The organism is Rhodococcus sp. 05-2255-1e, assembly GCF_002259025.1.
Lineage (GTDB): Bacteria > Actinomycetota > Actinomycetes > Mycobacteriales > Mycobacteriaceae > Rhodococcoides > Rhodococcoides fascians.
The window spans coordinates 367,395-385,758 of sequence record NZ_NOZE01000010.1 but is presented as its reverse complement, the minus strand read 5'-3'; the positions used below and the strand labels follow the sequence as shown (position 1 = coordinate 385,758).

15 protein-coding genes are annotated in these 18,364 nt (G+C 65.5%); 6 read left to right on the top strand and 9 right to left on the bottom strand.

Going from position 1 to position 18,364, the window contains the following annotated elements; all coding sequences use genetic code 11:
* Window positions 1-3: 3 nt before the first annotated feature.
* Together CH262_RS09655 and CH262_RS09650 are read right to left on the bottom strand one after the other, a co-directional pair.
* The gene (locus tag CH262_RS09655; protein WP_032387406.1) at window positions 4-903 is read right to left on the bottom strand and encodes a DMT family transporter; all 900 of its coding nucleotides are present in this window, start codon (window positions 901-903) and stop codon (window positions 4-6) included.
* Window positions 900-2,228: a DEAD/DEAH box helicase gene (locus CH262_RS09650; protein ID WP_032387407.1), complete on the bottom strand. Its 1,329-nt coding sequence runs from the start codon at window positions 2,226-2,228 to the stop codon at window positions 900-902. The genes CH262_RS09655 and CH262_RS09650 overlap by 4 nt, the downstream gene beginning before the upstream one ends.
* 192 nt (window positions 2,229-2,420) lie before the next feature.
* On the opposite strand from CH262_RS09650, the gene CH262_RS09645 reads away from it, so the two are divergent.
* A complete protein-coding gene (locus tag CH262_RS09645) occupies window positions 2,421-2,843 on the top strand; it encodes a DUF4262 domain-containing protein (protein ID WP_230591221.1) in 423 nt (140 codons plus the stop codon).
* A gap of 72 nt (window positions 2,844-2,915) precedes the next feature.
* On the opposite strand, the gene gndA is transcribed toward CH262_RS09645, so the two are convergent.
* The 4 genes from gndA to CH262_RS09625 form a co-directional block, all read right to left on the bottom strand.
* The gene (gndA, locus tag CH262_RS09640; RefSeq protein WP_027497152.1) at window positions 2,916-4,367 is read right to left on the bottom strand and encodes an NADP-dependent phosphogluconate dehydrogenase; all 1,452 of its coding nucleotides are present in this window, start codon (window positions 4,365-4,367) and stop codon (window positions 2,916-2,918) included.
* A gap of 153 nt (window positions 4,368-4,520) precedes the next feature.
* The gene (locus CH262_RS09635; RefSeq protein ID WP_032387408.1) at window positions 4,521-6,194 is read right to left on the bottom strand and encodes a DEAD/DEAH box helicase; all 1,674 of its coding nucleotides are present in this window, start codon (window positions 6,192-6,194) and stop codon (window positions 4,521-4,523) included.
* 280 nt (window positions 6,195-6,474) lie between these two features.
* Window positions 6,475-7,431, bottom strand: coding sequence for a M56 family metallopeptidase (locus CH262_RS09630; protein ID WP_027497150.1), 957 nt, complete (start codon window positions 7,429-7,431; stop codon window positions 6,475-6,477).
* A gap of 23 nt (window positions 7,432-7,454) precedes the next feature.
* Window positions 7,455-7,871, bottom strand: a complete 417-nt coding sequence (locus tag CH262_RS09625; RefSeq protein WP_032366177.1) for a BlaI/MecI/CopY family transcriptional regulator — start codon at window positions 7,869-7,871, stop codon at window positions 7,455-7,457.
* A gap of 194 nt (window positions 7,872-8,065) precedes the next feature.
* Between CH262_RS09625 and CH262_RS09620 the strand changes: the two genes are divergently transcribed.
* Both CH262_RS09620 and CH262_RS09615 read left to right on the top strand, forming a co-directional pair.
* On the top strand, window positions 8,066-9,367 hold the full coding sequence (locus CH262_RS09620; protein WP_032387409.1) for an alpha/beta hydrolase: 1,302 nt from the start codon (window positions 8,066-8,068) through the stop codon (window positions 9,365-9,367).
* Between the two features lie 101 nt (window positions 9,368-9,468).
* The gene (locus CH262_RS09615) at window positions 9,469-11,991 is read left to right on the top strand and encodes a bifunctional lysylphosphatidylglycerol flippase/synthetase MprF (protein ID WP_032387541.1); all 2,523 of its coding nucleotides are present in this window, start codon (window positions 9,469-9,471) and stop codon (window positions 11,989-11,991) included.
* A 9-nt stretch (window positions 11,992-12,000) separates the two neighbouring features.
* On the opposite strand, the gene CH262_RS09610 is transcribed toward CH262_RS09615, so the two are convergent.
* The 3 genes from CH262_RS09610 to CH262_RS09600 are packed head-to-tail and all read right to left on the bottom strand — an operon-like array spanning window position 12,001 to window position 15,442.
* Window positions 12,001-12,870, bottom strand: a complete 870-nt coding sequence (locus tag CH262_RS09610; RefSeq protein WP_027497146.1) for an ABC transporter ATP-binding protein — start codon at window positions 12,868-12,870, stop codon at window positions 12,001-12,003.
* On the bottom strand, window positions 12,867-13,919 hold the full coding sequence (locus CH262_RS09605) for a FecCD family ABC transporter permease (protein ID WP_174557250.1): 1,053 nt from the start codon (window positions 13,917-13,919) through the stop codon (window positions 12,867-12,869). Before CH262_RS09605 ends, CH262_RS09610 begins: the two co-directional genes overlap by 4 nt.
* 47 nt (window positions 13,920-13,966) lie before the next feature.
* Complete coding sequence (locus CH262_RS09600; RefSeq protein ID WP_080732069.1) at window positions 13,967-15,442, bottom strand: iron chelate uptake ABC transporter family permease subunit; 1,476 nt, start codon at window positions 15,440-15,442, stop codon at window positions 13,967-13,969.
* A 222-nt stretch (window positions 15,443-15,664) separates the two neighbouring features.
* Between CH262_RS09600 and CH262_RS09595 the strand changes: the two genes are divergently transcribed.
* From CH262_RS09595 to CH262_RS09585, 3 genes are all read left to right on the top strand, one after another.
* Window positions 15,665-16,387 carry a hypothetical protein gene (locus CH262_RS09595; RefSeq protein ID WP_230591248.1) on the top strand — a complete coding sequence of 241 codons (723 nt, stop codon included), beginning with the start codon at window positions 15,665-15,667 and terminating at the stop codon, window positions 16,385-16,387.
* Window positions 16,388-16,609: 222 nt separating this feature from the next.
* A complete protein-coding gene (locus tag CH262_RS09590) occupies window positions 16,610-17,071 on the top strand; it encodes a PaaI family thioesterase (protein ID WP_027497142.1) in 462 nt (153 codons plus the stop codon).
* A 5-nt stretch (window positions 17,072-17,076) separates the two neighbouring features.
* Window positions 17,077-18,348: a DUF6986 family protein gene (locus CH262_RS09585; protein ID WP_032387542.1), complete on the top strand. Its 1,272-nt coding sequence runs from the start codon at window positions 17,077-17,079 to the stop codon at window positions 18,346-18,348.
* The last annotated feature ends 16 nt before the right edge of the window (window positions 18,349-18,364 follow it).

Below are 18,364 nucleotides of genomic sequence, written 5' to 3'. Positions count from 1 at the left end.
AGACTACCGGTCGGATCGACTTCCTGGGTTCGACGCCCCGTCCCGAGCGGTCGGTTCGGACGCGTTCGCAGCCTGCGTACGCGACAGCAGGACCGTCGTGACGATCATGACGGCCACGGCCACGACGATGACCGTCAGGGCTGCGCCCTCGGTTCTGATTCGCTCGTTCAGGACAGTGACTCCGACGAACGCCGCGCCGAGTGGTTCACAGATCGTCACGGCCGGCATCGACGCCGACAGCGGACCCACCTGGAATGCACGCTGCTGCAGGTAGAAGCCGACGACGCCGGATCCGATCAGCGTGTACGTCTGCCAGGCCGTCAGCGCCTCGACCGGGTTACCGTCGACGAGGTCGGTGACGTTCTTGGTCAGCGCAGCCGCCAGGCCGAACAGCAATCCTCCCGCTGCACCGAGCAGTAGTGCCCGAACTCCCGGCGAGGTGAGCAGCAATCCGCCCGCGGCGGCGCAGCCGACCACGACGGCCACCGCGATCAGTGGAACGAGCCATTGCACGAAAGGGGCGTCGGTATTGCCCTCGCTCGGGTCGCCCACCACGATGAAGACGGCGAGTGCCGCGGCCATCGCCACGGCGAGCGCCCAGGTGGTGGCGGGCAGTGTTCTCCCGACCAGCTTTGCCGACATCGGGAGAGCGAACAGCAGTGCTGTCACCAGCAGAGGTTGGACGATCAGTACCGAGCCGACCCACAGCGCGGCGATCTGAACCGCATAGCCACCGCCGTCTCCGAGTACCCCTACCCACCACCGCGGGCTGCGCACCAGTGCCGAAACGAGGGATTCACCTTCGGGGACGGACGCGGCCGCGCTCTGTTGCGCGACCGACGCGCAGGCGAACAGGAACGCCGAAATCAGCGCGAGTACGACCGCCGGCCAGGACGCGGTCACCCGCGTCGTCCTCTGCTACCGCCACCCCGCCGACTCCCGGTGCCATCGCTCCGCCCACGCCTGCCCGGCGTACCCGTCCGGCCCGCACCGCGCGCAGTTCGGGGGTCGGCCGCAGCACCGCTCGTCGTCGGTACCGGGGCAGGTAGCGGTCGACCGATCGGGGTGCGTGCGCCCGTCGGTCGACGCCACGCGGACTGGTCCAGATCGGTATCGATGACCGTGGCGGCAACGCCGGCCTCGTCGGCCATAGATCGGACGCGATCCAACTGGTCGTCCGTTGCCAGCGTCACGACGGTTCCGCGGGCACCCGCACGTGCAGTACGTCCGGCGCGGTGCAGGTAATCCTTGAAATCGACCGGGGGATCGACGTGAACGACGAGCGTCACGTCGTCGACATGAACACCGCGGGCTGCCACGTCGGTTGCGATGAGAGCCACGGACGTGCCCTCGCCGAAGGCCGCGAGCGATCGGCTGCGGTGCGCCTGAGTCTTGTTGCCGTGCAACGACGATACCGGCACACCCAGCGCGAGGCACTCGTCGGTGAGTCGATCGACGGCATGGGTGGTCCGTAGGAACAGAAGTGTCTTCCCGTCGCGGTTGGCAAGTGCGGCAGCGACTTCGGTCTTTCGGGCCGCGTCGATTCGGAAGACGAAATGGGTCATGTCGGGTTCGCTGACGGCTGCCGCAGTGGAGTGGACAGCGGGGTCTTTCAGAAACTTCTCGACCAGCCCGTCGACCTCCCCGTCCAGCGTTGCGGAGAACAGCATCCTCTGACCGTGTGCCGGGGTGGCGGCCAGCAGTGAATCGACCTGAGGCAGGAAACCCATGTCCACCATGCGATCTGCTTCGTCGATGACGGTGACCTCGACATGCTCGAGTGTGATCGAGCGTCGCTGGAGGAGATCGATGAGCCGGCCGGGAGTCGCGACCACGATGTCGACTCCGCGCTGAATATCTCGGACGTTGCGTTCGAGCGGAACACCTCCGACGACGCCGACGGTTCGAAGTCCGAAGGTGGCACCGTGGATGTCGAGTACTTCACGAATCTGCAGTGCCAGTTCCCGCGTGGGGGCGAGAATCAACCCTCGCGGTGCCGCAGGTGCGCTTCGCTTGCCGGCGAGGTGGACGAGAATCGGCAGTGAGAACGCCAGGGTCTTACCCGAGCCCGTGGGTGCGCGCCCGAGGACGTCCCGTCCGGCAAGGGCATCGGGGATCGCCGCGACCTGAATGGGAAACGGGTCGCGAGCACCTGCATTCCTGAGGGAGTGCACCAGAACGACGGGGAGACCGAGGTCTGCGAACGATCGAGTGGATTGACCCGGCATGGAGCTGACCTTACCGCCGGATCGACGACGCGTTCGACCGTTCTTGTCGGTACCGCACGCAAGACTTGCCCTAGAACGTGAGTTCGAATGGCGTTCGAGACGCAATCTCCGCAGGGGCGGTTGCACGGCGAAGGTGGGGGAGTCATGTGCAAGATGTGCCGAGGGTTCGGTGTCGACGATTATATCGATGACGTGAGGGCAACGATCGAGACATTCGGGTGGGCGCTGCAGTACGTGGAATCGGAGGTCGATCGAGACGGCATTCATCCCGCGTTCTGCTACACGGTCGGTCTCACCGACCTGGGCAGTCCCGAAATCGTCGTGACGGGACGCGGGCCACGTGAATCCTCGATGATCCTGAACGCGCTGGGGACTTCGGTGGCGTCGGGGATGTTGGAGATCGAATCCGGAATCGGTTGTGCAGCAGCAGGATTCGATTTGCTGGCCATCGACGTACCGGATTGTGCGGACATCCTGTACGTCGCCTCCGACGTGTACGGCACGGGACGCTTCAGCGCCGTGCAAGCCGTCTGGAGGGACCTCGAAGGTGCACTACCGTGGGAGGGAATTCCGTCGACGGTGGTGCAACCGTTACTCGGGCCGGTGCCCTTCTGAGCGAGCGAAGACCGATCACACCGGTGGCACCGCACGAAAAGTACGCGCGGTGCCACCGGCGGGGGACCGATATCAGGCTTCGATCTCGGAGCGATCTCCACTCCACAGAGTGTGGAACTTGCCCTCGGAATCGGTGCGCTCGTAGGTGTGCGCACCGAAGAAGTCGCGCTGTCCCTGTGTCAGGGCCGCAGGCAGACGCTCGGCACGCAGCGCGTCGTAGTACGAGAGCGAGGATGCGAACGCAGGCACCGGGATGCCGAGCGACGCAGCCGTGATGACGACGCGCCGCCAACTGTCGATCGCGTTCTCGATGGCGTCACGGAAGTACGGTGCCAGGATGAGGCTCGGTAGTTCGGCGTTGTCGTCGTACGCGTCCTTGATGCGGTTCAGGAATCGCGCCCGAATGATGCAGCCACCACGCCAGATCGTGGCGAGATCGCCCGGATGCAGATTCCAATCGTATTCGGCGCTACCCGCCGCGATCTGATCGAAGCCCTGTGCGTAGGCGACGATCTTCGACGCGTACAGCGCCCGGCTGATGTCGTGGGTGAACTGCTCGGCATCGGTCGGCTTGTCGGCCAGTGTTCCCGATGCGAGGCCGACAGCGGCCTTGCGCTGGGCTCGCGATCCCGACAGCGCCCGTGCGAACACTGCCTCGGCGATGCCGGTCACGGGCACTCCGAGATCGAGTGCCGCCTTGACGGTCCATCGACCGGTGCCCTTCTGTTCGGCAGCATCGACGATCACATCGACCAGTGGCTGCCCGGTCTTCGCGTCGACCTGGCGAAGGACCTCCGCAGTGATCTCGACGAGGTAGCTCTCCAGATCGCCCTTGTTCCACTCGGTGAAGACGTCTGCAACCTGCGCAGGCGAGTACCCGAGCGCGTCGCGAAAGAGGTTGTACGCCTCGCCGATGAGCTGCATATCGGCGTATTCGATGCCGTTGTGCACCATCTTGACGAAGTGGCCGGAGCCGTCGGGCCCGATGTGCGTGCAGCACGGCGTGCCGTCCACCTGCGCAGCGATGGACTCGAGCAACGGTCCCAGTGCCTTGTAGGACTCGGCCGGACCACCCGGCATGATCGACGGGCCGTTGAGCGCGCCCTCTTCGCCGCCGGAAATACCGGCACCGACGAAGAGCAGACCGCGGTCCTTCATGGCCGCCTCGCGGCGGATTGTGTCGGTGTAGAGCGCGTTGCCGCCGTCGATGATGATGTCGCCTTCCTCCATCACACCGGCGAGTTCCTCGATCACCGCATCGGTCGGGTCGCCTGCCTTCACCATGATGAGCACGCGCCGCGGCTTCGCCAGCGCGGCCACGAACTCCTCGATGGTCTCGGTACGGATGAAGTTGCCCTCGGTACCGTGCTCGGCGATCAACGCGTCGGTTTTCGCGATACTGCGGTTGTGCAACGCGACAGTGTGCCCGTGGTGGGCGAAGTTACGCGCGATGTTGGAGCCCATGACGGCGAGTCCGGTGACTCCGATCTGAGCCAGTTCTGTCTCTTTTGCTGCTGAGGTCATACAGACAGCTTTCCTTGCCGCGCGATTTCGCGCGAGCCAACCCCCTGGGTCCGGCCGACACGACGAAAAAGGTGCCGCATTCGCGGAGAATGCGGCACCTCGGGGTTCGAGCGACGAAGCCCGTCGAATCAGGACTTCGCCTCGAACGATCGATCAGTGGCTGCGTGCAGGCCCGTCGAAACCGTCGTACGAACGACGCTCGGTGCGGCTACGGAACCCACCCGATCGGTTCTCTTCCTGGCGCGGGGCGGATGCGGGACGACGGTTGTCCGAGCCACGGTTGTCCGAGCCGCGACCTTCGTAACCGCGACCCTCGGAACCGCGGTACGAGCTCGAGTCGGAGCGACGCGGGCGGTCACCCTGGTAGCCGCCTTCGCTGCGCGGGTTGGATCCCTGGTAGCCGCCGGTGCGGGGGCTCGATCCCTGGTATCCGGTGCGGGGACGGTCACCCTGGTAGCCGCCTTCGCTGCGCGGGTTGGATCCCTGGTAGCCACCGCTGCGGGGGTTGGATCCCTGGTAGCCACCGGTGCGCGGGCGGCTGTTGCGATCACGCGGGGTGGATTCGGCACGCAACGGCTCACCGGTCGGCTTCTTGGCGCCGGTGATGCTGTTGAGTTCGGCCGAACCGGGGGAGACGTTGACCGCGGTGGCCTTGACGCCGGCCATCCCGGTCAAACGCAGAACCTGACGACGCTGGTTGGGGAGCACGATCGCGACGACGGTGCCCTTTTCTCCGGCGCGTGCCGTGCGGCCGGCGCGGTGCAGGTAGTCCTTGTGGTCGGCGGGCGGATCGACGTGTACGACCAGGTCGATTCCGTCGACGTGAATTCCGCGGGCCGCGACGTCGGTGGCCACGAGCACAGGGGTGCGACCGTTCTTGAATCGCTCGAGTACTCGGGTGCGCTGGTTCTGTGCCTTGCCGCCGTGCAGCGACTCTGCAGCGATGCCGAGGGCGCGCAGGCGATCGGTGATGCCGTCGCAGCCCAGCTTGGTGCGCGCGAACATGATGGTGCGGCCGCCTTCACGGGCACCGATCTCCGAGAGCACCAGATCCTTCTGGCCGCGGTCGACCATGAGGACGTAGTGGTCCATGGTTCGGACGCTGGCCTTGCCGTCCTGGGTGGAGTGCTCGACGTGGTCGGGCAGGAACTGGCGAACCAGTGACTGGACCTCGCGGTCGAGGGTGGCCGAGAACAGCATCCGCTGTCCGTCTGCGGGTGTATCGGCGAGTACGGCGCGCACCTCGGGCAGGAAGCCCATGTCGGCCATCTGATCGGCCTCGTCGAGCGCGGTGATCTCGATGGAGTCGAGGATGCAGGTGCCCTGACGCAGGTGATCTGCCAGTCGTCCCGGAGTGGCGACCAGTACGTCGACTCCGCGGCGAAGCTGCTCGACCTGCTTGTTGAACGGGGTGCCGCCGACGGCAGGCATGACCCGGAGGCCCTGTGCGTTGGCGTAGGGAGCGAGCGACTCGACTACCTGGAACGCGAGTTCGCGGGTGGGAACCAGTACGAGCGAACGCGGGCGCTTGGCGGCCGGTCGATCGGTGTGCAGCGACAGGCGCTGCAGGATCGGCAGGCCGAAGGCGAGGGTCTTGCCCGAACCTGTCTGCGCGCGACCGAGGACGTTCTTGCCGGCGATGGCGTCGGGAAGCGCCTTTTCCTGGATGGGGGACGGCACGGTGATCGAGTTACGAGCGAGAGCCGCGACGACTGCCTCGGGCAGACCGAGCTCGGCGAAGGTGAACGCCGGTGCCGCTGCGGGCGTCGGTACGGCCGTCGAGTCGGTCTCGGGGGAAACGGTGGTATTGGAAACAGCGTTGGTCACGCAGTAAAGCCTCTCCGGATTGCGGGCACGCCAATAAGCCCGAAGCTGAGAGACCCGACGAGAAGGGAAACACGAAAAACAGCCAGAACACATTGATACGAGCCAGGGCACTGTCACCTGGCCATCGGTACGCAGGTCGAACCTGCATAAAGTGGGGCTGTTTGTGCCATTTCGATTGCTTGGTCGCGATGGCGACCGAGTTCTACTGTACGGGACGTACCGCCATTTGTTCACCCGGATGGGTGTGACCTGCGTGACCCCTCGGTGTGGCGGCGCTCGATCAGCCGAGGAGTTTGCTCAGTTCTTCGAGCCACGGCATCGCGACGTAGATGGTCGGCAGCACGAGTATGACGACGGCGGCCAGATATGCCACAGCGGCGATCCGGACGTCGCTGCCCGGCCCGCTCAACCGCTGGACGCGAATGAGTGTGTGCGGTCCGCCGGCTGCCATGGCACCCCGCGGTGCGGTGGATCCGGCACACGTCACGAGTGCGCGCGCGAGAGGGGTGGGTCCGGTGACCTTGACCGCCGTGTCATCGGCCAGCAGCTCGACCAACAACTGAACGCTGCTCAGGGCGGACTTGCTACGAACGATTCTGGGGAACGCCTCGTTGACCGCGGTGAACGCTTCCAGCACGAGGTCGTGACGGGATCGTAGGTGTGATCGCTCGTGACTGAGGATCGCGGTCACCTCCGCTTCGGAGAGGCTGGCAAGCGTTCCGCGGCTCAGCACCACCCGCTGCCGTAGTCCGGGCAGGCAATACGCAATCGGTTCCGCCGCGTCCAGAACCCGGATGTCTGCATCACGCAGGCTCCTGAACGGATTGTCGCTCTTGTCGGTCCGGTCGAGCAGATCGACCAACATGCGATGACGGGAGCGGCGACGGCGGGTACGCACCGCCACCTGAGCCACCGAGAACATCAGTTTCGCTCCGATGCCCAGAGTGATCGCGAGCACCACCACGTACAAGGTCCACAGAGGCAGGCCCAAGGCGTCGATCTCGTCGGTCGGAGCCGTGGTCGGACGGCCGTCGGGGCCCGGCACGAGCAGCAATCCGCCGATTGCCAGGCCGGAACTGAAGGCCGACAACACGGCCGCGAGGGCGATGGCCTGCCACAGCACCAGAGCAGCGCGAGGCGACCGGTACGGCCAGCTCGCACGGGCGAGCATCGCCGGCACAGGTCCAGCCAGGATCAGCGCGAGTATCGCGAATACCAGCGCAGTGGTGGAGTTCATGTCCTCACTTACTACGAGGAGCCTCAGTCCGTCGGACGGCCTTCTGCAGCAGAAGGTGACTCTGTCGTCGATTGTGCCACTTCCAGCGCCGCGAGTGCTTCACGGAGGGCGGCGGCCTCATCTGCTCCGACCTGCCCGACGAAGTGCACGAGGGCAGCTGCACGACCGCCGGAGGCGGGGGCCTGGGACAACGCGTCGACCATCAGGCTCGCGACCAACTCGTCGCGACCATGGACCGGGGCGTAGCGGTGAGCTCGGTCGTCGCGCTGCTGGACGACCAAACTTTTCTTCGCCAGACGCTGCAGGACCGTCATCACGGTCGTGTACGCGAGTTCACGATGAGTCGCAAGGGCCTCGTGGACCTGACGAACGGTCTGCGGCTCCGTCGATTCCCACAGATGGTCCATTACTGCGCGTTCCAATTCACCAAGGCCAGCCATTCCTCCGAGTCTACGGCCAGTCCGACGCGGATGCGTACTACTCGTAGTAGTAACTACCGTCCGAGTGCTGTGGTCTCGGTCATAGCCGCGGTCGAGTGGCGTCGGCGGGTCGTGACCGTGAGCGGGTCCGTGGGCATACTCTGTCGAGAGTTGGTGCCGCTGGGCCGAGTCGGAAAGATGAGTGGAGACCTCGCGTGAAGTGGTTCGATTCACTGTCGTTGCTCGATGGGCCACTGCCGGTGATCGTGTCCGTGCTCGGCGCCGCCGGCGGACTGTGGTTGCTGGTCTCGAGGTCGCGTCGGTACGCCAGGCGTGCGCTGCCGATCGCTGCCACCGCGGCGATCGTCGTCACGGCTATCGGTTACGTACTGGTCGAAAAAGTATGGCGTCCGTTCCCCGATCCGATCGACATCTCGATCTACGTGTGGATCGGGGTGGGTGTGGCTGCCCTGTTCGCACTCGTACCACGGTCGATCGCAGCCCGCGGCGTGGTCGGCACAGTGGTGTCGGTGCTGGCGGCGGTCCTCGTGGTGGCAACGTCTGCTCTGCACGTCAACCTCGAATTCGATGCGTATCCGACCGTGGGTAATGCGCTCGGTGTCGAGTCGGCCGAGCGCATAGCGTTCTCGGACGTGCCGCCTTCGGTCTCCGACACCGTCACCGGCACGCCCCTGGAATCTGCCTGGTCCGCACCTGCCGACCTGCCTTCCGCCGGCCGCGTCACCTCCGCCACCATTCCTGCCACCGCGTCGAACTTCACGGCGCGAGACGCCCAGATCTACCTACCGCCGGCCTACTTCGCCGATCCCCGTCCGCTCCTTCCTGTCCTCGTACTGCTCGCCGGCCAGCCCGGCGCACCCGAAGACTGGTTCAACGGGGGCAAGCTCGCCGAGACCATGGACAACTTCGCGCGTGATCATGCCGGTCTGGCACCGGTGGTGGTCGTGGCCGACGGCACCGGCTCGTCGATCGCCAATCCGCTCTGCGTGGATTCGACACTCGGCAACGCGGCCACGTACCTCGCACGTGACGTTCCCGATTGGATCGACAACTCCCTGCAGGTGGATCGCAACCGTGCTCATTGGGCGATCGGCGGATTGTCCTACGGCGGAACGTGCTCGATACAGATGGCCACCAATCATCCCGAGGTCTATCCCACGTTTCTCGACCTGTCGGGTCAGCGAGAGCCGACCCTCGGCGATCGAGATCGAACCGTGCAGCAGGCGTTCGGCGGCAACGCCGCAGCGTTCACCGCGATCAACCCTCTCGACCTGCTGAAATCGCGTCGATACCCGGACTCTGCCGGTATTTTCGTCGTGGGGTCCGAGGACAAGGATTACCAACCGGGTCAGCAGGAGATGTACGACGCGGCGAAGGCCGCTGGAATGGATGTGCAGTACGTGGAGGTACCAGGGGGACACAGCTTCGCGGTGTGGTCCGAAGGCTTACGTCGAGAACTGCCGTGGCTGGCTACGAGAACAGGACTGACGGCGTGAACACCGACGAGTCGGGGGGTCCGACGGAAGCGATCGATGCTGCGGCACCGACGTGGATGTCCGAGAAGGTGGCCGTCGTGAGATCCGCCGCCTCGGCGACGATGCGGCAGTCGCGGCGATTGTGGTCGCTGATCCTGTTCGGTGCCGTGGGTGCCCCGGTCAGCTTCACCCTGCTCGCCGTGGTCTGGCTTTCGGGGATGTATGCCGTCGTGTCGGACGGCCATGGTCAGGTCGACAGGTACTTCGCGGTAGGCATCGTCCCGTTCGAGCACTGGCATCTCTGGACGCCGCTGACATCTGGTCTGGCAGCGCCGAATATTGCGGGCTGCGTGGTGGCGACCGTTGCGGTGCTCCTCGCTGCTGCCCCGATCGAACGTCGTATCGGTTCCCGTCGCTTCGCGGTAGCCGCATTCGTGACGCAGGTTGCGGGGTCGTTGTTCGGGCTGGGCCTGGCCGTGCTGGCGAAGACCGTCGACGAGGATTGGGGTTTCCGCCTCCACGTAGGTACGGCCGTGGGCCCGACGACATGGGTCTGTGGCGTTGTGCTGGTTGCCACGTCGCGGATGGACACGCTGTGGCGCAGGCGGATTCGCGTCGGACTGCTGACCCTTCTTGTGACCCTGGCCTTGTTCGGCGGTCATCTGCAGGACGTCGTTCGGTTGGCGGCAGCGGTGATCGGTCTGATCGTGGGCCCGTGGATCGTCGGCCGGTCGGCGCGCGGTCCGAGATTGGCGGGAACGCAGCGTGAAGGACGTGTCCTGGTCGCGCTGATCGTCGCCGCCAGTGCCCTGGGTCCGGTGCTGGCGGCCTTGAGCCCCAATGCTGTGGGGCCGTTCGCGGTGCTTCGCGACGTGGTTCGCGGTGTGCCGTACACAGCTGCCGAGGTTCGTGAGATCTGCGCCGATGCCACGACCGATCCGGTGGAATGCCGCCGCGGGCTGCTCGACCTCAGGCTGGGCGGAGTCGGACCGACGATCCTGAGCATCATGCCGTCGCTGTTCCTGTTGGTGGTCAGTGACGGTTTGCGCCGCGGTCGACGGTTCGCGTGGGCGATGGCAGTGATCTCGCAGGTGGTTCTGCTCGCGCTGTCGGTGGCGAACTACGCCATCCGATTCCTCGAAGCCGGTGACGACGAATCGTTGTTCTACGGGCTGGAATCTCCCACGGCCTACCGCACTGCCGTGCCCTTCCTTCTGCCCCTGATCGTCCTGCTGGTCCTGATCGTCACTCGGAAGTTCTTCGACGTGTCGGCACCGGCTGGCACGTACCGACGCTGGGCCGCGTCCGTCGTGGCCGCCGTAGTAGGACTCGGCCTGATCTACTCGATCGGCGGCTATCTCGGTCGCGGCGGTTTCGCCGACTCGCCGTCCTTCGGCGGACTGCTGATCGATTTCCCGCAGAGGCTGGTTCCGCCGGTCTATCTGCAGTGGCTCGAGCCCGCCCTTCTACCCCAGAGCATCCCGACCACCTTGCTGTTCGAGTGGACCGGCGTCGTGTCCTGGGTCGTGGTGTGCGTGCTCACGATCAGCACCTTCCTCACACCGGTGTACGGCCCGGAGACCGATGCCACCGAACGGGCTCGCAGCGTGCTGATGTCGAGCAGCGGCTCGGCGCTGTCGTGGATGACGACCTGGCGAGGGAACAAGTACTGGTTCAGCGCCGACGGCCGCAGCTACGTGGCGTATCGCGTCATTTCCGGCGTGGCTTTGACCACCGGAGATCCCGTCGGGCCGCGAGAATCGTTGCGAGACAACGTCGTCGAGTTTGCCGAATTCGCGTCGAAGAACGGGTGGATTCCGTGTTTCTACTCCGTCACCCCGGCCGTCCGGCGTATCACCGATTCTCTGGGATGGGGCGGTATCCAGGTCGGTGAGGAGACCGTGCTCGATCTGGACGGGATCGCGTTCACCGGCAAGCGGTTCCAGGATGTTCGTACTGCGCTCAATCGAGCGAAGAAGGCAGGCGTCGTCGCGGAGTGGATTCGGTTTCCCACCGCTCCACTGGCCATCACCGATCAGATCACCGCGATCTCCGAGGAGTGGGTGGCAGACAAGGGGATGCCGGAAATGGGCTTCACCCTCGGCGGACTCGAGGAGGTCGACGACGAGAACGTGCGATGCCTGATTGCCGTCGACGAACATCGAACCGTGCACGGGGTCACGTCGTGGATGCCCGTCTACGAGGACGGCGTCATCGTCGGGTGGACGCTCGATTTCATGCGGAGACGGTCGGAAGGTTTTCGGCCGACAATGGAGTTTCTCATCGCCTCTGCCGCCCTGCTCCTCGAGCAGGAGGGGGCCAGGTTCCTGAGCCTGTCCGGTGCACCTCTGGCCAAAGTCGACGAGAAGCAGCCCGAGCACGTGTCCAGCGTCGAGCAGTCGACGCTGTCCGGCTTGCTCGAACGGTTGCTCGATGTACTCGGGCGCACACTCGAACCTGTCTACGGGTTCCGGTCTCTGCTGGCATTCAAATCCAAATTCCAGCCGCGCTACGAGCCGATGCACATGACGTTCGCCGATCCGGCCGCCCTGCCCAGTATCGGCAACGCAATCGGCCGGGCCTACCTGCCCGACGTGTCCATCGGTCAGGGCTTCAAGCTCGTCCGAACGATGATCGAGCGGTGACGGTCTGCGCTAGACGGCCCGCGAGTCCGGTGTCCCGGAACGCCTGTCCGATTTCACCGGACCACCGACCGACCCGTACACGTGGCGAGTTCCGATCGGAACGATGAGCGGGCGATCCGACATGGGATCGTCGATCACGGCTGCCTCGAGTCCGAACACGTCGAGCAGTAGTTCCTCCGAGATGACGTCCTGAGGGCGACCGGACGTGACGATGGTTCCCTGCTTCATGACGATCAACTGGTCGCTGTATCGCAGTGCGAGGTTGAGATCGTGCAACACCATGACGATGGTGCGGCCGAGCTCCTCGTGCAGGCGATCGACGAGGTCGAGTACCTCGATGGAGTGGGCGAGGTCGAGGTAGGTGGTCGGCTCGTCCAACAGCAGGATGTCGGTGCCCTGCGCCAGTGCCATCGAAATCCAGGCGCGTTGCCGTTGACCACCGGACAGCTCGTCGACGGGACGGTCGGCGAGGTCGCCGACGCCGGTGAGTTCGAGTGCGTTGGCCACTTCTGCCTCGTCGTCCGAGCTCCACTGCCTTATCCACGACTGATGGGGGTGACGACCGCGCGAGACCAGATCGGCGACGGTCAGTCCTTCCGGAGCAGTAGGTGCCTGCGGCAGCATGCCCAGGGTTCGGGCAACCTCTTTGGTCTTCATCGAGGAGATCGCCCGGCCGTCGAGCATCACGCTTCCGGCCTTGGGCTTGAGCAGGCGTCCGAGCGACCGCAACAGGGTCGACTTGCCGCAGCCGTTCGGGCCGATGACGGTGGTGATCACCCCGGTGTGAATCGCGAGGTCGAGGTGCTCGATGATGGTTCGGTCGCCGTAACCGAGGCTGAGATCGTCTGCGACCAAACGCGAGGCGTGGCTGATTGTCATACGGAAGCCTTTCGATTACTGCGCACGAGAAGGTACAGAAGGAACGGTCCACCGAGTGCCGAGGTGACGATGCCGACCGGTAGTTCCACCGGCAGTATCGTGCGCGCGATGAGATCACTCGCCACTACCAGCAGTCCGCCCAGTAATGCCGAGGCAATGATCGGCGGTCCCGGGGTTCGAAGGAGCCGTACCGCGATCTGCGGGGCTGCCAGTGCGACGAACGCGATCGGTCCGGCCGCAGCTGTGGCAACGGCAGCGAGTGCGACGGCGGCGAGCAACATCACGGCCTGGCTGTGCTGCAACCGCACTCCGAGCGATCGTGCATTGTCGTCACCCAGACGCAGTGCTCCCAGCGTGAAGGTCGACACGATGGTTGCGCCCCCGACGATGACGACGGCGACTGCGACCGGCCACACCGTCGACCAGTTGGCTCCGTTGAGAGAACCGTTGAGCCAGACCTGCGCGCGCGACACGTCGTTGATGTCGGCGCTGATCAGCAACCACCCGATGACGGCCGTGAGCATGGCGTTGACGGCGATTCCCACCAGAATGAAGCGAAAGCCGTCGACGCCTTTCCGCCAGGCGAGTGAGTAGATCGCTATTGCGGTGAGCACTCCGCCGATCAGCGCTGCCAGTGGCAGACCGAGGGTGGCGAGCAGACCGCTGAAGGTACCGCCGCCGCCCAGGACGATCAGCGCGACGGCCGCAGCACTGGCACCGGCGGTGATGCCGAGAATATCGGGACTGGCGAGTGCGTTCCGAGAGATGGATTGCGTGATCGCACCGGAAATTCCCAGGGCCGCTCCGACGAGCAAGCCCGTCAACGACCGGGGCAGGCGCAGGTCCATGACGATGAACCGTTCGATCCGCGTTCCGCCGCCGAGCAGGACGTCGAGCACCTGGGGGATCGACAGCGGAAAGTCGCCGCGGCCGATGTTGACACACATGACCAGAATCAAGGCGGCAGCCACGAGGACGGTGGTGACGACCATCAGTGGACGGCGGACGAGGGACACCCGCCCCAGGCGAACGGCGGGCCGCGCGGGCACGGTGCCGGGGCCGGCCGTGGAGGGTTCGGGGGACCGGATCTCGGCGGTCACAGGCTCGCCAACTTTCTACGGCGTACCAGTGCGATGAAGAACGGCGCGCCGAAGAGGGCGAGGACGATGCCCACCTGCAACTCGCCCGGGCGCACCACGACGCGTCCGATGACGTCCGCGATCATCAGCATCACGCCGCCCATGAGGCCCGCGTAGGGCACGAGCCAGCGGTAGTCGGGTCCGGTCACCGCTCGGGCGATGTGCGGAACGACGAGGCCGACGAAGGCAATGGGCCCGCACGCGGCCGTTGCCGCTCCGGTCAGCAGAGTGATGGCCAGGATGCCAACGGTTCGGGTGACCGCGATGTTGGTTCCGAGGGACCGCGCAACGTCCTCGCCCAGGCTCATGACGTTCAGGCCCGGGGTGCTGGCGAGTGCGATCAGCACACCGAGAATCAGGAAGGGGAGAACCTGCCACAGCACGTCGAGCCCCCGACCGGCGACCGATCCGACCACCCAGAAGCGGTAGCCGTCGAGGCTCGTCTGGTCGAGCAACACGACGGCATTCGTCATCGCGGAGAGGAAGAACGCGACACCCGCGCCCGCCAGGGCGAGGTTGATCGGACTCGATCTGCCCGACCCGATGGACGACAGACCGAACACCACGACGCTCGCCACTGCCGAACCCGCGAACGCGAACCACAGGTACTGGCTCGGAGAGGTGAACCGGAACAGGTAGATGGCCATGACGACGAAGAACGCAGCCCCGGAATTGAGGCCGAGCAAGCTGGCATCGGCCAGCGGGTTGCGCGTATGTCCCTGGATGAGGGCACCTGCGATACCGAGCGCGATGCCGACCACCAACGCCAGCACCGTTCGGGGGACCCGCAAGGTCCGCACGATGATGTCGGTGTCCGTGCCGTTCGAATCGATCAATGCATGGGCGATCTCGGCGAACGTCAGTGGTCGGGCACCGATGGCGATGCTCGCAAAGATGCCGGCGGCCAGAGCGACGACCAGCACTGCCAGGCCGAGCAATCTGCGTCGGCGAATGGCGGCAACCGAACCATCCTTGGGAATGGGCTCGAAATCATCCGCTGCAGCTGTCTTCTCGCGCACGACCTCCGAAGTGGACCGGCCGAGACCGAACTGGCGACGGAGAGCTCGACGGACACCGACCGGGCCGGTGGTGTCGGTGTCGCGGAGCGTCAGACTCATCCACCGTCTACCTGTGCTCTGCCCCTCGTTGCCATCGCGGTAGCCGCGGTTCCAGACGAACAAGGCGACGGCCACCGAGAGAGAAATGGCTCCGAACACGACACGGTCGGCCTGGCCACCGCCGTTGTCGTCGCGAAGGGCGTCGACGATCGACCACCCGATGAACAACGGCACGAGCACGATCAGCGCGTCGATCCCCGCGGCTGCGATGCGTGTACTCCACGGTGCGGGCCCGGTGGGCACGTCCTCGGTCCCGTATCGCTCGTCGGGCGAGCGACGCGAGCCGTGAGGGCCGAGTAGCGGAGCTGTGGTCACTGGGGTCGTGACTCCTCGCTGGATCGAAGGGACACGGTTTAGGTTACGGAACCCTTGCTCGCCGTGCGACACGAGGTAAGGGTAGCGGTGCCTGACTCGGCATCCGGATCTGGTTAGGCTAACCTACATCCATTGGTCGACGGTGGGGCGAGTTCACCGGTCACGAACAGAAGGAGCGTTCAGGTGTCAGTTGCAACTGCGGCATTCACGGGCTGGGCCGATGTGCACCGATTCTCGGACCGATCCGGTGGGCACGCTCTGTTGGCCGAGTCGTGTTCCACTCTGCGCGCGCTCAATCCCGACTATCCGCGGATGTACGCGGTGGCCGCCATGGCCGACGAGGGTAAGCGGCGTTGGTGGCAGCTGTCGGTCGGTCTCGACGACGGTCGCGTCGAGCAGATGTACCGCCGTTCGCTCGAGGATCTCGAAGTGCCGCACGCTGCGGCGGTGCAGGTGGCGACTGCGCTGATTCATGCGGTGGTCGGGCGGGTTGCAGCACTGCTCGTGCTCGAAGCGCGTGCCTGGGATCCGGGCATCGAGAACTTGTGGATCCATATGGACAGCGACGGGGGAATCGATTGGGCGGGAGTTGCGTCGCCCATCTTGCGAGTGCTGCCGGAGGATCCGGCAGCCGGCGAGCCCGGAACCGTGACGTTGCCCTGTGAACAGGCTCTTCTCGTCTGGACCGCGCATCGGTGCCTGACGTCTCTCGGGTCTGTCTATCGCGCGATCGGTGAGCGGGCTCCGCTGGAAGCTCGCGTCTTCTGGGCGCTGGTGGGTGACGCGATCCTCGGTGCGTCGACGTACGTCCCGATCTTGGCCGGGACGGGCCCATCGGCCGGAACACGGCGAGGCCAGTTACTGCTCGACGCGATGGTCGCTGCCGGCGCGCCCGTGCGATCGCGAGTCGGAGTCCCGGGCCGGCAGCGCCTACGCGCCTCCTGAAGGCCTTGCGTCCGAACTGAGGTATGCCTATGCTAATTTCATACCAACGGACCGCGCCGGAGACCTGAGGGCTGCAGTGTCTCCCGGTCCTTGCCACGGTGGGCCTCTCGTTCGACTCGAACGAGAGGCCCACCGATTTTCTCGGGCGGAGTGTCGTGTATTTCTGGTCATGGGTCGACTGCAGTCGGCGAACATTCTCAATACGCGACCGGAAGCGGAGCAATGACCGATTCGAACGGCACCACCGAAGCGAGCCCCTTCGAGACCCTCACCCCGGAACAGTTGACCGAACTCTGCGGACGCGGATTCGACGGCGTGGTCGGACTGACCTACCGAGAAGTGACCGGCGACGTCGTTCGCGCCGAGTGGGATGTCACCCCGCAACTGCACCAGCCGGCCGGGATCATGCACGGTGGTGTTCTGTGCGCCGTGGTGGAATCGGTTGCCAGCATCGGTGGATCGGCCTGGTTCGGTTCGCGCGGTCATGTCGTCGGGGTCAACAACAGCACGGACTTCCTGCGAGCAACGCGCTCGGGCTCTCTTGCCGCGCACGGACATCCGATCCATCGAGGCCGCACCCAGCAACTCTGGCAGGTCGACATCTCCGACGAGGGCGGCCGCCTGGTGGCGCAAGGCAAAGTGCGGCTGGCGAATATCGAAAACACAGCACGTCTGGGACAGTGAAGCCCATGACCGGACACGACGATGTCGTTCACCCTTCCGCCGGCGGTGCGCTGAACGACGACGCGTTCGCCCGCATCGAAGCACTCTTCGAGCCCATCGATGCCGATCTGGCGCAGCACTATCCGGGAGACCGAATAGGCGGGCAGCCCTCCCACACTGTCTACGTCCCGGCCTCCGAGGCGTCCGAGAACATCCCGGCCGCATGGGGAACCGCAGCCCTCGGCCTGCTCGATGCGCATCCCGAGGTCTTCGCCGGCCTCGGCACCACCGATGCTGTACCGGTGGTACGGGACCGGCTGAACGCAGCACCGATCCAGGACCTCAGGTTCGATTTCGAGGACGGCTACGGGTGGCGCTCCGACGCCGTCGAGGATCGTCACGCCGCGGCAGCAGGTGCAGCGTTGGCTGCGCTGGCACACGACGCGGCGGGCCCGTCGTGGCTGGGCATCCGTGCGAAAGGCCTTGCCGCTCACGAGCGTCGACGCGGCATTCGAACCCTGGAGCTCGTCCTGGACGGTGCCGGGGGAGTGCCCGACGGGTTCGTGTTCACAGTGCCCAAACTCCGCGCGGTCGAGCAGGTTTCGGCCGTCGTCGCGTTGTGCGAAGAACTCGAGCGGGCTCACGGTCTTCCCGATCGGGCACTCCGTTTCGAGTTGCAGATCGAAAGCCCGCAGGCCGTGATCGGTGCCGACGGTACGACGACGTTGGCGCGTGCGATAGCCCGCGCGGATGGTCGCTGCACGTCGCTCCACTACGGCACCTACGACTACAGCGCGGCGTGTGGAATCACATCGGCGCAGCAATCTCTGGCTCATCCGGTGGCAGACCATGCCAAGAACGTCATGTTGGTTGCGGCAGCGCAGACAGGCGTGTGGGTGTGCGACGGGTCCACCCAGGTGGTTCCGACCGGTAGCTCCGAACAAGTGGCAGCGTCGGCGCGGCGCCACTTCGATCTGGTGACCAGATCCCTCGAGCGGGGCTTCTACCAGGGGTGGGACATGCACCCCGGTCATCTGGTGACGCGGTGGTTGGCCACGTTCGAATTTTTCCGTCACGCGATGCCCGTCGCCGCAGCTCGACTGGGCAACTACCTCGATCGTCGCGGCGGAGATGTGATGGACGAGCCGGCGACGGCGCAAGCTCTCGCGGGCGTATTGGTACGCGGCCTGGACGCGGGCGCGTTCGGGGTCACCGAACTGCAGGACGTGGCCCCTTCTGTCGACCGAAATGTCCTGCGGGGTCTGCTCGATCGGTCGGTCACCGTGCCCTTGGGCTGACTGCGTGTCAGAATTG